Source organism: Pseudomonas crudilactis, from assembly GCF_013433315.1.
Taxonomy (GTDB): domain Bacteria; phylum Pseudomonadota; class Gammaproteobacteria; order Pseudomonadales; family Pseudomonadaceae; genus Aquipseudomonas; species Aquipseudomonas crudilactis.
This window is the reverse complement of sequence record NZ_WXVV01000027.1, coordinates 14,526-32,432: the sequence shown is the minus strand read 5'-3', so window position 1 is coordinate 32,432 and position 17,907 is coordinate 14,526. Positions and strand designations below refer to the sequence as shown.

Sequence of the window (17,907 nt, the reverse complement as noted above, 5' to 3'; positions counted from 1 at the left end):
AAGCAGCGATGGTCGATTTGCATCAGGAGTTTCAAAACAGTCGTTTCTTTCACGAAGCGCGGATTGACAGGCGTTCGGCCGACGCACTGGCAGGTATTGCTGTCGGGCTAGCCGCAGACGGAAAGATTAACCAGCAGGAAGCCGAGTTTCTCAAGACTTGGATCGAAACCCACTTGGTGCACTTGGAAGATCCGGTCGTAAACATTCTATATAGACGTCTTGCCAACATGCTCAGTGACGGCGTGCTGGATGCCGATGAGTCTGTTGAATTACTGGGAATGCTTCATCAATTCGCTGGTTTGCCAGCCGGTGCTGCGACCATGACTTACGCGCCTACTAGCCTTCCTTTCGATAACCCCGCCCCGGAACTTAGTCTGCCTGATCGAGTGTTCCTGTTTACCGGCGTGATGTCGTATGGACCACGCAAGGAATGTGAATCCTTGATCGTCGAGCGAGGCGGACTGATTGGCGGTTCCGTCAGCAAAAAGGTTCATTATCTGGTCGTTGGCAATATCGGCAACGAACAATGGTTGCACAGTAGCTATGGAACCAAGATAAAAAAGGCCGTTGAGCTCAGAGATAACGGCGTACCAATCGCCATTGTTGGCGAAGATCATTGGTTAAAAGTGTTGTTCGGTTAGGCATTTCCTTAAGGCATTGCTGGATCTGTTAAAGCGCTGACCGAAAACCGCTCCCGATAAGCCTGCGGCGTCACGCCCATCGCCCGCAGGAAACTGCGCCGCAGCGTCTCTTCGCTACCAAACCCGCAATTGGCAGCAATGCGTTTGACCGGCAACCCGGTATCACTGAGCAAGCGCCGCGCCGTCTCGACGCGGATCAACTCAATCGCCCGCGCCGGAGTCTGGCCGGTGTCGGCGCGGTAGTGGCGGACGAAACTGCGTTCGCTCATGCCAGCCTGCTCGGCGAGCGTAGGGACGCCGAGGTCGCAGGTGAGATTCTCGGCGATCCAGGCGTGCAACTCATCAAAGCGATTGCCCTGATTCTGCAAGGATAAGGTCACGCTGAATTGCGATTGCCCGCCCGGACGTTTCAGAAACACCACGAGGTGCCGGGCGACGTCCAGGGCGATGTCGCTGCCCAAATCCTCTTCAACCATGGCCAAGGCCAGATCGATGCCAGCGGTGACACCCGCCGAGGTCCAAACCGGGCCGTCGTTGATGAAAATCGGATTGGCTTCGACGCGCAAATTCGGGTGTTGCTGCGCCAGTTGTTCGCAACGGGTCCAGTGAGTAACCACGCGACGACCATCGAGCCAGCCACTGGCCGCCAACAGAAATGCGCCGGTACAGACCGAGGCCACGCGTCGACATTTGCCGGCATGCTCGCGCACCCAATCCACCAGCAGCACATCTTCGGCCGCCGGATAAATGCCCCAGCCGCCAGCGATGATCAATGTGTCGCTGGGCGCTGCGGGCAATGCTTCGGCCAACACCGCCAAGCCTGCCGACGACATCACCGCCCCGCCACCGCTGGCGATCACGCTCGGCGCATAAGGCATCGGCAAGCCGCGCTGACGGGCAATGTCATTGGCCGAGGCGAACACCTGCAACGGCCCGGTGACGTCGAGGATCTGCATATTGGCAAACGCGAGTACGTGGATGGCTTTGGGCATTTGGCGTAATTCGTGGGGTGATTGGCGTATGCGCCAGAACCTACGCGCCTACAGTGAAGCCGTCCACCCCTTTTCATGGAGCAAGAACGATGACGCTGCAGATCGGTTTTCTGTTGTTTCCACAGGTTCAGCAACTTGACCTGACCGGCCCTTATGACGTGCTTGCCTCGTTGCCGGACGTGCAGGTGCATCTGATCTGGAAGGATCTGATGCCGGTCACCGCCAGTACCGGGCTGCTGCTGAAACCGACCACCACGTTCGAGGATTGCCCGGATCTGGATGTGATCTGCATCCCCGGTGGTGGTGGCGTCGGAGCGTTGATGGAAGACGAGGTAACGCTGGCCTTCATCAAGCGTCAGGCTGCTCAGGCGAAGTACGTGACATCGGTGTGCACCGGTTCGCTGGTGCTCGGCGCGGCGGGCTTGCTGCAAGGCAAACGCGCGACCACGCATTGGGCGTATCACGATCTGCTGCCGACGCTGGGGGCAGTTGCGGTGAAGGATCGGGTGGTGCGTGACGGCAATCTGTTTACCGGTGGCGGGATTACGGCGGGGATCGATTTTGCCTTGGTCTTGGCTGAAGAGTTGGTGGGTGCCGACGCGGCGCAACTGATCCAGTTGCAATTGGAATATGCCCCGGCGCCGCCGTTCAATTCCGGCAGCCCGGAGACTGCGCCGGGAGCGGTTGTCGATGAGGCGCGTTTGCGTGCAGCGCCATCGCTGAAGCTGCGCACGGAAATTACCGAACGTGCTGCCGCGAAACTTAACCTGCACTGATTTCCAGCCATCCACAAAACCCTTGCTGGAATACTAATCCCCTGTGGGAGCGAGCTTGCTCGCGAATGCGGTGTATCAGTCGAAACAACTATTGCCTGTCACACCGCTTTCGCGAGCAAGCTCGCTCCCACATTGGGATTTATGTTTGGCCAACGGTATCGGAGCTGTCCCGCTTTACCGCCACACCTTCACTTGTCCCCACGCCCCCACCCGTGTAGAAAGCCCTTCCACAAAACTTGCACAGGGACTTTCGATGAAGGCTTTGCCATGGCTCTATCTGGCGCTTCTCAGCCTCGGTTATGGATGGGCGCTGAGCTACGGTCACCTCGGCTGGCTGGCGCTGATTTCCATTGGGCTGCTGGTATTCGCAGGCTTTGCCGTGCGCCAACAACAGGTGCCGGTCGCGCGTTTTCTTGGTCATGGGCTGTTCATCGTGCTGGCTTTGGCACTGGCACTGCACTGGCTACCGGGTTTCGCCAACGGTCGCGCCATTGACCCGCAACGTTTCACCGACGACGCCGTGCCGTTCTCGATGTACCTCAATCTCGACAAACCGCTGATTGGCTTCTGGCTGCTGCTGGCATGCCCGTGGATTGTCGCGCGGCGGTCGTTGCGCCTGAGCGTCTACGCCACCGCCCTCGCCCTGACCCTGAGCGCGGTTCTGGCCCTCGGTGGCGCGCTGTTGCTGGGTGTGATTGCCTGGGCGCCGAAGTGGCCGGATCAAGCGTGGCTCTGGGTGCTGAACAACCTGCTGCTGGTGACCTTGGTCGAAGAAGCGCTGTTTCGCGGCTATATACAGGGCGGCCTCAGCCAGCGTTTCAAACATCTGCCTTACGGTGAAAACCTCGCCCTGCTGCTGGCCTCGTTGCTGTTTGGTCTGGTGCATGTCGGTGCCGGCTGGACCTGGGTGTTGCTGGCAGGGCTGGCGGGGGTCGGCTATGGTCTGGCCTATCGTTTTGGCGGGCTCGGCGCGGCGATCGCCACGCATTTCGGCCTGAACCTGCTGCATTTCGGTTTGTTCACCTATCCGATGCTCGCCGGCTGAAGCAAGCGCCGTTTTGCGACGCCGTGCTGATTATTGAAAAAAAATTTCAATAAAAAGCTGTCACCGCCGACAACCTTTCAAAGCCTTGCGGATTGAAAAACCATGCGTAACAACCAGCCCATTACACAACGCGAACGGACTTTCCCGGCTCAGCAGCGGTTGATTTCCACAACCGACGCCAAGGGCGTGATCACCTACTGCAACGACGCTTTCGTCGAGATCAGCGGGTTTTCGCGTGAAGAGCTGATCCGTGCACCGCACAACCTGGTCCGTCACCCAGACGTCCCGGCGGCGGTGTTTTCGCACATGTGGGGCACATTGAAACAAGGCTTGCCATGGATGGGCATTGTCAAGAATCGCTGCAAGACCGGTGACCACTACTGGGTTAACGCCTATGTCACACCGGTGTTCGACGGCAATCAGGTGGTCGGTTACGAGTCAGTGCGGGTCAAACCCACTGCCGAACAGATCCGCCGCGCCGAAGCGCTCTACCAACGCATCAACCAGGGCAAGTCGGCGATCCCTTCCAGCGACAAATGGCTGCCGGTGCTGCAGGACTGGCTGCCGTTCATTCTGGTCAGCCAACTGAGCTTCGTGATCGGCGCGACGCTGAACTCGCACTGGGGCTTCGCCCTCGCTGCCGGTTTGTCGGTGCCGCTGGGCCTGATGGGCCTGCAATGGCAGCAACGCGGGCTGAAACGCCTGCTGCGCCTGGCCGAGCAGACCACTTCCGACCCGCTGATCGCGCAGATGTACACCGACAGCCGTGGCGCCCAGGCGCGTCTGGAAATGTCGATCCTCAGCCAGGAAGCACGCCTGAAAACCTGCCTGACCCGTCTGCAGGACACCGCCGAACACCTGACCGATCAGGCCAAGCAGTCCGACGTCCTGGCGCACAACAGTTCCAGCGGCCTGGAACGTCAGCGCGTGGAAACCGAACAGGTCGCCACCGCCGTCAACCAGATGGCCGCGACCACTCAGGAAGTGGCGAGCCATGTCCAGCGCACCGCTGACGCCACTCAGGAAGCCAATCGCCTGACCGGTCGCGGTCGTGACATCGCCGGCGAAACCCGCGAAGCCATTCAGCGCTTGTCCGTAGTGGTTGGGGAAACCGGTTTGACCGTGACCCAACTGGCCAAGGACAGCGACGAAATCGGCGGCGTGGTTGATGTGATCAAAGGCATCGCCGACCAAACCAACTTGCTCGCCCTCAACGCCGCCATTGAGGCAGCCCGTGCCGGTGAGATGGGCCGTGGCTTTGCCGTGGTGGCCGACGAAGTTCGCCAACTGGCGCAACGCACCAGCGAATCGACCGGGCAGATTCACGCTCTGATCGCCAAGTTGCAGCAGACGGCTTCGAGCGCAGTGCAGACCATGGAGGCCGGGCATCGTCAGGCTGAAGAAGGTGTGGCACGGGTGCTGGAAGCGGATCAAGCGTTGGTCGGGATCAGCGAAGCGGTGGCCAACATCACCGACATGACCACGCAGATTGCTGCGGCGACGGAAGAGCAAAGTGCGGTGGCTGAAGAGATCAGCCGCAACATCAGCAATATTTCGGAGCTGGCGGATCAGACGTCGGAACAGGCGCACAACTCGGCGTTGCTGAGTGAAGAGCTGACCAAAACGGCCAACACGCAGTACTCGTTGGTGGAGCGGTTTAACCGCTGATTGGACTGGCGATAACAAAAAACCCGGATGGCGAGAGCTTCCGGGTTTTTTGTTGCTTGTCTGAAACAGATGTTGTTTGGCAGGCCGCTTTCGCGAGCAGGCTCGCTCCCACATTGGATCTGCGGTGGTCACAGATTATGTGCCCGACAACAATCCCCTGTGGGAGCGAGCCTGCTCGCGATGAGGCCATAACAGCCAGCGAAATTACTGAGGCAACTTCAGCTTATCCAGCAGCCGATTGACCAACAGTTCGTTGAGCATGATCACCTGTTGCAGCGCCAGCAGCGGTTTGCGTTCCGGGCCGCCGATTGAGTTGGCGATATTGCCGGCCATGGCATGGGCGTATGAGAGCGACTCGCTCGCCTCGACCAGCAGGGTTTCATCATCCAGCGTGGGGTCGACGAGATAGACGGGGCGAAATTTTGGCGAGCTTGGTGGGGCTCCCAGTGCTTCTGGTCTGAGGTAATAGTCGAGGGCGCGGTCGGTTGCTTCTTTGATCTTTTGCGGATCAAGTGAGGGATCGTGCGGGACTGGGTCGGTGACTGGTGGGTTTGGTGTGATTTTGAACATAGATAAAGCTCCAATTTGAAAAAACGGGAGCCATCACCCTCGCTACCAAACGGCGGGTGGCGGCCATGCGCGGGTTGGTAGACCGGTCAAATTGGGTAACCCGGCGCTCACAGAGGAGCCCCACGCATGCCCACCATACAAAGCCATATCTCAAAAAAGGAGACAGCATCGACGGTGTCGCAACAACGACAATTTAAAGCGGGCTACCAAACCCGATCACTGTTTTTCAGTGACAAGGAAACGATATAGCCCGGCCCGTAGCCGTGTAAGCCGGCGGATTCTGGCGTACGCGTAGGTAACGGCGCAAGGTGTTGTAGGCCCCGCGGCGTAACGAGCTGTGTACTTTAAACGCGCTCACGGAATCATGTTTGCGCACAGGAAATGCTGGACAGTGATCGCTTCCAGTTTTTTATCGTGTCAGCGAAATCGCCCCTCACCCTAACCCTCTCCCAGAGGGAGAGGGGACTGACCGAGGTGTTTGGGCGAGGTACGCCGACGTGAAATACCCAGTCGAACTTAGATTCTGAAACAGATCAAAAGCCCCTCACCCTAGCCCTCTCCCGGAGGGAGAGGGGACTGACCGTGGTGTTTGGGCGAGGTACGCCGACGTGCGATACCGCGTTGAACTCAAATTCTGAAAAGCCCAAAAATCGGCTCCCTCTCCCTCCGGGAGAGGGCTGGGGTGAGGGGAAAATCCACCACAACACTAAAGCCGAACATCCGCTCTTCACCACTCAATAGGCCGAGTGTCAGCTTGCCGGCTTTTGATCCTGATCCACCGGCGACTTCGGAAGGCTGAGTGGAGGGATTGATCCGGGCGTGGGAGCGTAGCGACCGTTTGGCGCAGCCAAACACAGCGAGAGGAGGTGCAGCGAAGCAAACCGTAGGCGCTGCGCCCGGATCGATCCCGCAGCGAAGGAACCCCGAGCCCCAGCGAGCGGGCCGGACGTAGGAGCAAGCGTTTTTGGTTACTTTTTAGGCGTTTGGAAAAAGTGACCCGCCGTAAGGGCGGACCCCTAAGTGGCCGTTACCGCAGCAATGGATATGTACCCAAAAAATATGTCGTAGCTGAAATCGATCCCCCTCACCCCAGCCCTCTCCACCAAGGGGGCGAGGGGAAAGGGAGCAGATCTTCATGCAGTTCAAAATTTCAGCCCAGCTCGGTCAGTTGCTGAGAAACTCGGCTACTTTCTGCGCGGCGCTGGCCAAATGCTGTTCATGGGTAAAACCTGAAGCCTTGAGCGGTTTCAAATCATGATCCCCGGCCACCAGCCAAAAAACCTTGATACTCGGCGATAACGTATACGCCTCAACCGCCTCCCGATTGCCCAGCGCATCCCGCTCGCCTTGCACAATCAACGTCCGCGTCTTCAAACCAGCCAAATGCTCAACCCGAGGTTTCTCTGGTTTACCCACTGCATAAAACGGATAGCCCAAACACACCAACGCATCGGCACCCAATTCGTCAGCCAAAAGACTGGCCATCCGCCCGCCCATGGACTTGCCGCCAACGGCCAAAACCCCAGTGACATGACGCCGCACCTCGGCATAAACCTCACGCCAACATTCCTGCAGTTTCGCAGCAGGATTCGGCGGCCGCTTCACCCCATCCACCCGCCGCTGCGCCATATACGGAAACTCAAACCGCAACACGTTCACACCCAGTGCAGCAAGGCGCCGAGCCATATCGTTCATCCAGTCACTGTCCATCGGCGCACCAGCACCGTGGGCAAGGATCAACGTCGCGAAAGTCTCACCACTGGCGGCATCCCAAAGCCATCCATGATCGAGCACGCACTGCGCCCATTGATCCCCGTCAATACTGGCCTTGTGCTGTTTGTCCATGCTTGCCTCGCTTTTAGTCTGCCTATAACTCCAGACGAAGGATTCGCCGCGTGTCTTGCGCGCGCTCACTTCGGCTGAACCGTGGATGGGGAACCATGAACACTTCTATCAGTACCGCCTACAACTACAAGGTGGTCCGCCAATTCGCCATTATGACGGTGGTGTGGGGCATCGTCGGCATGGGGCTCGGGGTTTTTCTCGCGGCCCAATTGGTCTGGCCCGAACTCAACTTCAATTTGCCCTGGACCAGTTTCGGCCGCCTGCGCCCGCTGCACACCAACGCGGTGATCTTCGCGTTCGGTGGCTGTGCGCTGTTCGCCAGTTCGTTCTACTCGGTGCAACGTACCTGCCAGACGCAATTGTTTGCACCGAAAATCGCCGCGTTCTGCTTCTGGGGCTGGCAGTTGGTAATCCTGCTGGCGGCGATCAGCCTGCCACTGGGTTACACCAGTTCCAAGGAATACGCAGAGCTGGAATGGCCGATCGACATCCTGATCACCATCGTCTGGGTCGCCTACGCCATCGTGTTCTTCGGCACGATCATGCAGCGCAAGACCAAACACATTTATGTGGGCAACTGGTTCTTCGGCGCGTTCATCATCACCGTGGCGATTCTGCACATCGTCAACAACCTTGAGTTGCCGGTGAGTTTCACCAAGTCCTACTCGGTGTACGCCGGTGCAACCGACGCGATGGTGCAATGGTGGTACGGCCACAACGCCGTAGGCTTTTTCCTCACCGCCGGTTTCCTCGGGATGATGTACTACTTCGTGCCGAAACAGGCCGAGCGGCCGGTGTACTCGTATCGTCTGTCGATCGTGCACTTCTGGGCCTTGATCACCCTGTACATCTGGGCCGGTCCGCACCATTTGCACTACACCGCGCTGCCGGATTGGGCGCAGTCGCTGGGCATGGTGATGTCGCTGATCCTGCTGGCACCGAGCTGGGGCGGCATGATCAACGGCATGATGACCCTCTCGGGCGCCTGGCATAAGTTGCGCAGCGACCCGATCCTGCGCTTCCTCGTGGTCTCGCTGGCGTTCTACGGCATGTCGACCTTCGAAGGTCCGATGATGGCGATCAAGACCGTCAACGCCCTCTCCCACTACACCGACTGGACCATCGGCCACGTACACGCCGGCGCTCTCGGTTGGGTAGCGATGATCTCGATCGGCGCGCTGTACCACATGATCCCGAAAATCTTCGGCAAGGCGCAGATGCACAGCGTCGGCCTGATCAACGCGCACTTCTGGCTCGCGACCATCGGCACCGTGCTCTACATCGCTTCGATGTGGGTCAACGGCATCGCTCAGGGCCTGATGTGGCGCGCAGTCAACGAGGACGGCACGCTCACCTACTCCTTCGTCGAAACCCTGGTGGCCAGCCACCCAGGCTTCGTCGTGCGGCTGATTGGTGGGGCGATCTTCCTCAGCGGCATGTTCCTGATGGCTTACAACACCTGGCGCACCGTGCGGGCCTCGCAGCCTGCTGACGTCGTCGCTGCCGCGCAGATGGCCTGAGGAGTCCGCCATGAAACACGAAACGATTGAAAAGAACGTCGGCCTGTTGATGTTGCTCATGGTCTTCGCCGTGAGCATCGGCGGCCTGACCCAGATCGTCCCGCTGTTCTTCCAGGACGTCACCAACAAACCGGTCGAGGGCATGAAGCCCTACACCGCGCTGCAACTGGAAGGCCGCGACATCTATATCCGCGAAGGCTGCGTCGGTTGCCACTCGCAGATGATCCGCCCGTTCCGTGCAGAAACCGAACGCTACGGGCATTACTCGGTAGCCGGTGAAAGCGTTTGGGATCACCCGTTTCTCTGGGGCTCGAAACGTACCGGGCCGGATCTGGCCCGGGTCGGCGCGCGCTACTCGGATGACTGGCACCGCGCGCACTTGTACAACCCGCGCAACGTCGTGCCGGAATCGAAAATGCCGGCCTACCCGTGGCTGGTTACGCAGGCGGTCGACAGCAGCCACACCGAAACCAAGCTCAAGACCATGCGCACCCTCGGCGTGCCGTACACCGACGACGACATCAGCGGCGCGGTGGCCAGCGTCAAGGGCAAGACCGAAATGGATGCCCTCGTCTCCTACCTGCAAGTGCTCGGCACTGCGATCAAGAGCAAGAGGTGAGCACGATGATCATTGAAATGAGTGCAGGCCTGATTCGCGGCCTCGGCACGGTCGTGGTGTTCGTCGCCTTCGTCGGTTTGACGCTTTGGGTGTTCAACCGCAAGCGCACCCCGGAATTCGCCGAAGCGCGCCTGCTGCCGTTCGCCGACGAGCCGCAGCCCGACACAACCCCAGTAAATGAAACAAGGAGTACCCGGCCATGACCACCTTCTGGAGTACGTGGATCTGCGTACTGACCATCGGCAGCCTGATCGGCCTGACGTGGCTGTTGATCGGCACTCGCCGGGGCGAAACCAAGGGCAGCGTCGACCAGACCATGGGCCACAGCTTCGACGGCATCGAGGAGTACGACAACCCGTTGCCGCAGTGGTGGTTCATGCTGTTCGCCGGCACGCTGGTGTTTTCCGTGGGCTATCTGATCCTCTATCCGGGCCTGGGCAACTGGAAAGGCATCCTGCCGGGTTACGAGGATGGCTGGACCGGCGTGCACGAGTGGGAAAAGGAGATGAACAAGGCCGACGCCAAATTCGGGCCGATCTTCGCCAAATTCGCCGCCATGCCGGTGGAAGAAGTGGCGAAGGACCCGCAGGCGCTGAAAATGGGTGGCCGCTTGTTCGCCTCCAATTGCTCGGTGTGCCACGGCTCGGACGCCAAGGGCGCGTTCGGTTTCCCTAACCTCGCCGACAGCGACTGGCGTTGGGGCGGCGACGCCGACACCATCAAGACTACCATCATGGGTGGCCGGATGGCGGCGATGCCGGCCTGGGGCGAAGTGTTGGGCGAGGCCGGGGTGAAAAACGTGGCCGCTTATGTGCGTCACGAATTGGCCGGCCTGCCGCTGCCCGCCGACAGCAAAGCTGACCTGCAAGCCGGACAGCAAGCGTTCAGCACCACGTGCGTCGCCTGTCATGGGGCAACCGGCCACGGCACTGAAGCCATGGGGGCACCGAATCTGACGCACCCGGCCGGGTTTATCTACGGCACCAGCCTGACCCAACTCGAGCAGACCATCCGCCATGGTCGTCAGGGTCACATGCCAGCGCAGAACGAGTTGCTGGGCAACGATAAAGTGCAATTGCTGGCCGCTTATGTGTACAGCCTGTCGCACGGATTGAATACAGAAAAACTGATTACTGAAGACAACAAGAAGTAATCATTGCATACACCCCTGCCGCACCATTCTCGGTGCGGCAGCATCCAGCCCCTTTGCGACGCATTGTCGCACCCCTTCACACCCTCTCCTTTCGGTTCCCCGGATTCGGGTCTACGCTTGCTCGATGCGGACTGGCTTGCGCCGGTTCCAGGTCAACGCTAACTGCTGTGTTCCGCGAACCGGCTGACTGATGTGGCCGCAAACGCCGGTAGATACCGGCTGTCGTGCCATTTACCGTCCGTCACCCGAACCGAGCGTTTGAACACACCCCGTTACAAGCGACCTGAACCCCTCGCTTTTTTCGTCCGCTGCGACATTTTGTCCGAGGCCGATTTTGTCCTTACGCGGCGCATGGAAAGGCCGCAGAATCAGCGTTGGAAAGCATTGACCCAGGTCATGGCGCGTTGCAATGACCCCCTGCTCTCTGCATACTTGCGGCCGATTTTAATCCTAATAAAACACCCAAACCGTGGAACCTTAGAATGAGCACAGCAATCAGTCCGACTGCTTATAACTATAAGGTAGTCCGCCAGTTCGCCATCATGACGGTGGTCTGGGGGATCCTTGGCATGGGGCTCGGTGTCTTCATCGCCTCGCAACTGGTCTGGCCGGAGTTGAACTTCGGTCTGCCGTGGACGAGCTTTGGACGCTTGCGCCCGTTGCACACAAACCTGGTGATTTTCGCCTTCGGTGGTTGTGCACTGTTTGCCACTTCCTACTATGTCGTGCAGCGAACCTGCCAGACGCGACTGATTTCCGACAGCCTCGCGGCCTTCACCTTCTGGGGCTGGCAAGCGGTGATCGTCGGCGCAATCATTACCTTGCCGCTGGGTTACACCACCACCAAGGAATACGCGGAACTGGAATGGCCGATCGCCATTTTGCTGGCCATTGTCTGGGTCACCTACGGTCTGGTGTTCTTCGGCACCATCACCAAGCGCAAAACCAAGCACATCTATGTCGGTAACTGGTTCTATGGTGCGTTCATCGTCGTCACGGCGATGCTGCACATCGTCAACCACATGTCGCTGCCGGTGAACCTGTTCAAGTCCTACTCCGCCTACTCCGGCGCGACCGACGCAATGATCCAGTGGTGGTACGGCCACAACGCCGTAGGCTTCTTCCTCACCACCGGCTTCCTCGGGATGATGTACTACTTCGTGCCGAAACAGGCCGAACGTCCGATCTACTCCTATCGCCTGTCGATCGTGCACTTCTGGGCACTGATCACCCTGTACATCTGGGCCGGCCCGCACCACCTGCACTACACCGCACTGCCGGATTGGGCACAATCGCTGGGCATGGCGATGTCGATCATCCTCCTGGCACCAAGCTGGGGCGGCATGATCAACGGCATGATGACCCTGTCGGGTGCCTGGCATAAGCTGCGCACCGACCCGATCCTGCGCTTCCTCGTGGTCTCGCTGGCGTTCTACGGCATGTCGACCTTCGAAGGCCCGATGATGGCGATCAAGACCGTCAACTCGCTCTCGCACTACACCGACTGGACCATCGGCCACGTACACGCCGGCGCTCTCGGCTGGGTAGCGATGATCTCGATCGGCGCGATCTACCACATGATCCCGCGTCTGTTCGGCCGTGCGCAGATGCACAGTGTCGGCCTGATCAACGCGCACTTCTGGCTCGCGACCATCGGCACCGTGCTGTACATCGCGTCGATGTGGGTCAACGGCATCACTCAGGGCCTGATGTGGCGTGCAATCAACGACGACGGCACCCTCACCTACTCGTTCGTTGAAGCGCTGCAAGCCAGTCACCCGGGTTACATCGTTCGTGCCTTGGGCGGTGCATTCTTCGCCAGCGGCATGTTCCTGATGGCTTACAACGTCTGGCGCACCGTGCGCGCCTCGAACCCGGTTGAAGCTGAAGCCGCTGCCCAGATCGCTGTCGTTGGAGCTCACTGATGAAGCATGAAGCTGTCGAGAAGAATATTGGCCTGCTGGCCTTCTTCATGGTCATCGCCGTCAGCGTCGGCGGCCTGACCCAAATCGTTCCGCTGTTTTTCCAGGACGTCACCAACAAACCGGTCGAAGGCATGAAGCCGCGTTCGGCGCTGGAACTGGAAGGCCGCGACGTTTACATCGCCAACGGTTGTGTCGGCTGCCACTCGCAGATGATCCGTCCGTTCCGCGCTGAAACCGAACGCTATGGCCACTACTCGGTCGCCGGTGAAAGCGTCTGGGATCACCCGTTTCTGTGGGGTTCCAAACGTACCGGTCCGGATCTGGCTCGCGTCGGTGGTCGTTACTCCGATGACTGGCAACGTGCGCACTTGTACAACCCGCGCAACGTGGTACCTGAATCGAAAATGCCGGCTTACCCGTTCCTCGTGGAAAACAAGCTCGACGGCAAGGAAACCGCCAAGAAAATGGAGGTTTTACGCACCCTCGGCGTCCCTTACACCGACGAAGACATCGCCGGTGCACAGGCTGCCGTGAAGGGCAAAACCGAAATGGACGCGCTGGTGGCCTATCTGCAAGGCCTGGGCACCATCATCAAAAGCAAACGGTGAATTAGATGGATATCGGGATGATTCGTGGCCTGGGCACCGTTGTCGTGATGGTGGCCTTCATCGGTCTGGCGTTGTGGGTGTTCAGCCCCAAGCGCAAGTCGGAGTTTGAAGACGCGACCTTGTTGCCTTTTGCGGATGATCCCGAAGCCATCAAGCACGTCGAGCAAGCTTCTAGGAGTAACAAAGAATGACTACATTCTGGAGTCTGTACGTCACAGTCCTCAGTCTCGGTACGATCTTCGCCCTGACCTGGCTGCTGCTGTCGACCCGCAAGGGCCAGCGCAGCGAGCAGACGGACGAGACGGTCGGGCACTCCTTCGACGGGATCGAGGAGTACGACAACCCACTGCCGAAATGGTGGTTCATGCTGTTTGTCGGCACGATCATTTTTGCCTTGGGTTATCTGGTGCTGTACCCGGGCCTGGGCAACTGGAAAGGCCTGCTGCCGGGTTACAACTACCTCGATAACGACAAGCAGACCGCGTTCGCTAACGGCCAGACCGGCTGGACCGGCGTGCACGAGTGGGAAAAGGAAATGGCTCGCTCGGACGCCAAGTTCGGTCCGATCTTCGCCAAGTTCGCCGCCATGCCCATCGAAGAAGTCGCCAAGGATCCACAAGCGCTGAAAATGGGTGGCCGTCTGTTCGCCTCCAACTGCTCGGTGTGCCACGGTTCCGACGCCAAGGGCGCTTACGGCTTTCCTAACCTGACCGACGCCGACTGGCGCTGGGGCGGCGAACCGGAAACCATCAAGACCACCATCATGGGCGGGCGCCACGCGGTGATGCCGGCCTGGGCTGAAGTGATTGGTGAGCAAGGCGTTGCCGACGTGGCAGCGTTTGTCGTGACCAATCTGGATGGCCGCAAACTGCCGGAAGGCACCAAGGCTGATCCGGCCAACGGTGGCAAACTGTTCGCCGCCAACTGCGTGGCTTGCCACGGGCCGGCCGGCAAAGGCACCCCCGCCATGGGCGCGCCTGATCTGACCCACCCGGGTGCGTTCATCTACGGTTCGAGCTTCGCGCAACTGCAGCAGACCATCCGTTACGGCCGTCAGGGCCAGATGCCGGCGCAGGAACAACTGCAAGGCAACGACAAGGTTCACCTGCTGGCGGCGTATGTTTACAGCCTGTCCCACGGTGAAAAAGCACCGGAAGCGAACGCCGAGTAAGGCCGACGCTCCAGACAAAGAACGGCCCCGCCAATTCTCTTTGGCGGGGCCGTTTTGTTTTAACGCATTCGCATCGACAGTGGGAGCGCTTGCTGCACTGCAAAGGTTGCCGGAGTGCAACTGTCGCCACTCGCCGCACTCGCCTGTCGTCTCACGCACCCGGTCGCGAAAAGGCACCACTGACGGCCACGTTCGACACCAGGCAAAAAAACCTCGCCGAACTCCACGAGCCCGCTTTCAGGGACGATTGGCCCAAATGGATTGCACCGGAACGGTGTCGATCAACTCGCGGTTTCGCCATTGATTGTTCTTCACCAGATAAATCTGCAACTGCTTGCGATCTTCAGTAAAACTGGTGATCAGGTAAGTTTGTTGAGAAGTGGCGCCACTCAGGTACATCGGCACATTCCCCAACCAATACGAACTACCGCCATCCTTGTGCAGATGACCGGCAAATACTGCGGTGACCTTATAGGTCTTGAGCATTTCGATAAAGCGCTTCTGCTGGCTGGGACTGCCCTTCATCTCAAACGGTTTGTGCATATTGATGATGATGGCGTGACCCTGAACTCTCGCCAAGCGAAGATCCTTCTCGAGCCAGTCCAGTGCACTGTTTATTTCGAACGTCGTCGGATTCAAAAAATGAGCTATCCGTGTTGTGTAGGTCGGCTCATTATTGAGTTGAACCAAATGGACGTCACCGATAGTCTTTGAATAAGCAAGACTCCCCGAATAAAGTCTGTTGACCACACTGCCACTAATCGTCAGATCAAAACTATCCACCTTGCCTTCATGATACTCTTTGAATTGGACAATGCTCCCCGCTGCACAGCTGTTACTGAAGCAGTCATCTACATTATTTTCATAATCATGATTGCCCAGGCCATACAGATAATTCGTACCGAAGTGCCGCTTCAATGCCGCCGCCATATAGTCACGCTGCCAGCCATGGCCGAACGCAGTGATATCACCGTTAATCATCAAAGGGATAGTCGACTGCGATCCATTACGAGTTCGAAAGTCTGCAATACTTGCCAGCTGACTTTCTACCAACCACTTCGAACGCGTGGTGAACTCCTCATCGGATTCAGGTGTTCTGCTGTCCGTCTTGTCTGTCCAGGGATATTGCGTGTCCGATGCGAACACCATGTGCTTCGGTGCATCAGGCACTGCGTGGGCCATGAATACCGAAAACAATAAATACGCACCCACAAACAAACTTGCCACTTTATTATTAGCCATCACATAACACTTCCATTTAGTCGAATAAACTGACGACCTCGCGCCGTCAACTTCACGCTATTCGAAAATCTTATAGTCCTCAAACATACAGCGCAGATTAATTAATTTATTTTATTTCCAGACCAACATCATCCCACTTGCAAAGCGCAACTAAGGTTAACTTCCTCCTTACACAAGACGCTCATAAAATGAGACGAATGTCCGCTGGACTCGACTTTCAGCGAGCAGTAACTTTTATTGGCGCCTGACGCACATTGTCAGAGCGCCTCATACATCAATAGATTCCAAGGAAGATAACCATGCGAGAAGCTGATCATGATTGTGTGCAATCCCATGAGGATTTCACCTATGTCAACTCTGACACCGACACCTTCAATACGCAGCACCAGGACAGTGATGACGCCACAACCGTCGACGTGGTCAAAAAAAAACCCGAAAGCGGGCTCGACAGTCTCGGCGGCGGACGGCTGATCTGAACAAGGCAGGGACTCGCTCGTCAGAGCGAGTCTCATGCATCGTCTATAGTCAATTGATCTGGATCATGACTTGTTCCATCTGCTACACCATTTACACCCTTCCCCCAACGCGACCAAAGGTCGCACCCGTTCGTCGGCGTGACAGGCGTATCATTGCGCCACTGCAACGCCCCTTTTTGACCTTGGTTGGCACGTATCGACCGAGGCATTTTTCCACTGCCGTGGGATGCAATGATGAGCAACCAGATTCCGGTACACGACGTCACACCACCGAGCAAAAACGCGAACAACAGCGTTGATCTTTACGCCTCTCGAGAAAAAATCTACACCCGCGCTTTCACTGGCCTGTTCCGCAATCTGCGGATGATGGGCGGTGCCGCATTGTTCCTGCTGTATTTCGGTACGGTGTGGCTGAACTGGGGCGGCCATCAGGCCGTGTGGTGGAACCTGCCGGAACGCAAGTTCTTCATCTTCGGCGCGACCTTCTGGCCGCAGGATTTCATTCTGCTTTCAGGCCTGTTGATCATTGCCGCGTTCGGCCTGTTCTTCATCACCGTGTATGCCGGCCGGGTCTGGTGCGGTTACACCTGTCCGCAAAGTGTGTGGACGTGGATTTTCATGTGGTGCGAGAAGGTCACCGAAGGCGACCGCAACCAGCGCATCAAGCTCGACAAGGCGCCGATGAGCGCCAACAAGTTTCTGCGCAAAGCCGCCAAGCACTCTATGTGGCTGCTGATCGGTTTCGTCACTGGCATGACCTTCGTCGGCTACTTCTCGCCGATCCGCGAACTGGTCTTTGAGTTCTTCACAGGGCAAGCCGATGGCTGGTCGTATTTCTGGGTCGGCTTCTTCACCCTCGCCACTTACGGCAACGCCGGCTGGCTGCGCGAGCAGGTGTGCATTTACATGTGCCCGTACGCACGCTTCCAGAGCGTGATGTTCGACAAGGACACGCTGATTGTTTCCTACGATCCGCGTCGCGGTGAAAGCCGTGGCCCGCGCAAGAAAGGCGTCGACTACAAGGCTCAGGGACTCGGTGACTGCATCGATTGCACCATGTGCGTGCAGGTCTGCCCGACCGGCATCGATATCCGCGACGGCCTGCAAATCGAGTGCATCGGCTGCGCCGCGTGCATCGACGCCTGCGACAGCATCATGGACAAGATGGATTACCCGCGCGGCCTGATCAGCTACACCACCGAGCACAACCTGTCAGGGCAGAAAACCCATAAACTGCGGCCGCGCCTGATCGGTTATGCCGTGGTGCTGCTGGCGATGATCAGCCTGTTGGTCACCGCGTTCGTCATGCGCTCGCTGGTCGGTTTCGACGTCAGCAAGGACCGCGTGCTGTACCGCGAAAACGCCGAAGGCCGGATCGAAAACGTCTACAGCCTGAAAATCATGAACAAGGATCAGCGCGACCACACTTACGTGCTGGAAGCCGCCGGCCTGCCCGACCTGCGCCTGCAAGGCAAACGCGAGATCAAGGTCGCGGCCGGCGATATCGTCAGCATGCCGGTGGAGTTGTCGAGCGCACCGGAACAATTGCCATCGAGCACCAACGAGGTGAAATTCATCCTCAAGGATGCCGATGACGACAGCGTCCACGTTGAAGCCAAGAGCCGATTCATCGGCCCACAAATCCGTTGAGAGAAC

General features: G+C 58.3%; 18 protein-coding genes. 14 read left to right on the top strand and 4 right to left on the bottom strand.

The window, feature by feature from the left end; all coding sequences use genetic code 11:
* Positions 1-8: 8 nt before the first annotated feature.
* Positions 9-641, top strand: a complete 633-nt coding sequence (locus GTU76_RS25160; protein WP_116032112.1) for a BRCT domain-containing protein — start codon at positions 9-11, stop codon at positions 639-641.
* An 8-nt stretch (positions 642-649) separates the two neighbouring features.
* On the opposite strand, the gene GTU76_RS25155 is transcribed toward GTU76_RS25160, so the two are convergent.
* A complete protein-coding gene (locus GTU76_RS25155) occupies positions 650-1,633 on the bottom strand; it encodes a GlxA family transcriptional regulator (protein WP_180699856.1) in 984 nt (327 codons plus the stop codon).
* A gap of 89 nt (positions 1,634-1,722) precedes the next feature.
* Between GTU76_RS25155 and inhA the strand changes: the two genes are divergently transcribed.
* The 3 genes from inhA to GTU76_RS25140 all read left to right on the top strand — a co-directional run bounded on the left by inhA (position 1,723) and on the right by GTU76_RS25140 (position 5,122).
* Complete coding sequence (gene inhA, locus GTU76_RS25150; RefSeq protein ID WP_016983502.1) at positions 1,723-2,409, top strand: isonitrile hydratase; 687 nt, start codon at positions 1,723-1,725, stop codon at positions 2,407-2,409.
* A 253-nt stretch (positions 2,410-2,662) separates the two neighbouring features.
* Positions 2,663-3,454 (top strand): CPBP family intramembrane glutamic endopeptidase, encoded by a 792-nt coding sequence (locus GTU76_RS25145; protein WP_180699855.1) that lies wholly within the window; start codon positions 2,663-2,665, stop codon positions 3,452-3,454.
* A gap of 102 nt (positions 3,455-3,556) precedes the next feature.
* Positions 3,557-5,122, top strand: coding sequence for a methyl-accepting chemotaxis protein (locus GTU76_RS25140; protein WP_180699854.1), 1,566 nt, complete (start codon positions 3,557-3,559; stop codon positions 5,120-5,122).
* Positions 5,123-5,326: 204 nt separating this feature from the next.
* Here GTU76_RS25140 and GTU76_RS25135 read toward each other — a convergent pair whose 3' ends face one another.
* Positions 5,327-5,692: a DUF6124 family protein gene (locus GTU76_RS25135; RefSeq protein ID WP_180699853.1), complete on the bottom strand. Its 366-nt coding sequence runs from the start codon at positions 5,690-5,692 to the stop codon at positions 5,327-5,329.
* Between the two features lie 1,164 nt (positions 5,693-6,856).
* A complete protein-coding gene (locus GTU76_RS25130) occupies positions 6,857-7,537 on the bottom strand; it encodes an alpha/beta family hydrolase (protein ID WP_016987594.1) in 681 nt (226 codons plus the stop codon).
* Positions 7,538-7,632: 95 nt separating this feature from the next.
* On the opposite strand from GTU76_RS25130, the gene ccoN (GTU76_RS25125) reads away from it, so the two are divergent.
* The 8 genes from ccoN (GTU76_RS25125) (at position 7,633) to ccoP (GTU76_RS25090) (ending at position 14,533) form a co-directional block, all read left to right on the top strand.
* Positions 7,633-9,057, top strand: coding sequence for a cytochrome-c oxidase, cbb3-type subunit I (gene ccoN / locus GTU76_RS25125; RefSeq protein WP_008082029.1), 1,425 nt, complete (start codon positions 7,633-7,635; stop codon positions 9,055-9,057).
* A 10-nt stretch (positions 9,058-9,067) separates the two neighbouring features.
* Positions 9,068-9,676, top strand: a complete 609-nt coding sequence (gene ccoO, locus GTU76_RS25120; protein ID WP_180699852.1) for a cytochrome-c oxidase, cbb3-type subunit II — start codon at positions 9,068-9,070, stop codon at positions 9,674-9,676.
* A 5-nt stretch (positions 9,677-9,681) separates the two neighbouring features.
* The gene (locus GTU76_RS25115) at positions 9,682-9,879 is read left to right on the top strand and encodes a cbb3-type cytochrome oxidase subunit 3 (protein ID WP_180699851.1); all 198 of its coding nucleotides are present in this window, start codon (positions 9,682-9,684) and stop codon (positions 9,877-9,879) included.
* The gene (ccoP, locus tag GTU76_RS25110; protein ID WP_122854371.1) at positions 9,876-10,829 is read left to right on the top strand and encodes a cytochrome-c oxidase, cbb3-type subunit III; all 954 of its coding nucleotides are present in this window, start codon (positions 9,876-9,878) and stop codon (positions 10,827-10,829) included. The genes GTU76_RS25115 and ccoP (GTU76_RS25110) overlap by 4 nt, the downstream gene beginning before the upstream one ends.
* Positions 10,830-11,311: 482 nt before the next feature.
* The gene (gene ccoN, locus GTU76_RS25105) at positions 11,312-12,754 is read left to right on the top strand and encodes a cytochrome-c oxidase, cbb3-type subunit I (protein WP_034152833.1); all 1,443 of its coding nucleotides are present in this window, start codon (positions 11,312-11,314) and stop codon (positions 12,752-12,754) included.
* Positions 12,754-13,362 (top strand): cytochrome-c oxidase, cbb3-type subunit II, encoded by a 609-nt coding sequence (ccoO, locus tag GTU76_RS25100; RefSeq protein WP_034152834.1) that lies wholly within the window; start codon positions 12,754-12,756, stop codon positions 13,360-13,362. Before ccoN (GTU76_RS25105) ends, ccoO (GTU76_RS25100) begins: the two co-directional genes overlap by 1 nt.
* 5 nt (positions 13,363-13,367) lie before the next feature.
* Entirely contained in the window at positions 13,368-13,553 is a 186-nt protein-coding gene (locus tag GTU76_RS25095) for a CcoQ/FixQ family Cbb3-type cytochrome c oxidase assembly chaperone (RefSeq protein ID WP_003175465.1), read from the top strand.
* Positions 13,550-14,533, top strand: coding sequence for a cytochrome-c oxidase, cbb3-type subunit III (gene ccoP / locus GTU76_RS25090; RefSeq protein ID WP_007917163.1), 984 nt, complete (start codon positions 13,550-13,552; stop codon positions 14,531-14,533). Before GTU76_RS25095 ends, ccoP (GTU76_RS25090) begins: the two co-directional genes overlap by 4 nt.
* 237 nt (positions 14,534-14,770) lie before the next feature.
* On the opposite strand, the gene GTU76_RS25085 is transcribed toward ccoP (GTU76_RS25090), so the two are convergent.
* Positions 14,771-15,775, bottom strand: coding sequence for a metallophosphoesterase family protein (locus tag GTU76_RS25085; RefSeq protein ID WP_180699850.1), 1,005 nt, complete (start codon positions 15,773-15,775; stop codon positions 14,771-14,773).
* Between the two features lie 299 nt (positions 15,776-16,074).
* Here GTU76_RS25085 and GTU76_RS25080 point away from each other — a divergent pair, with 299 nt between their 5' ends.
* Both GTU76_RS25080 and ccoG read left to right on the top strand, forming a co-directional pair.
* On the top strand, positions 16,075-16,251 hold the full coding sequence (locus tag GTU76_RS25080; protein WP_180699849.1) for a hypothetical protein: 177 nt from the start codon (positions 16,075-16,077) through the stop codon (positions 16,249-16,251).
* 234 nt (positions 16,252-16,485) lie between these two features.
* Positions 16,486-17,901, top strand: coding sequence for a cytochrome c oxidase accessory protein CcoG (gene ccoG, locus GTU76_RS25075; RefSeq protein WP_016985337.1), 1,416 nt, complete (start codon positions 16,486-16,488; stop codon positions 17,899-17,901).
* Positions 17,902-17,907: the final 6 nt, after the last annotated feature.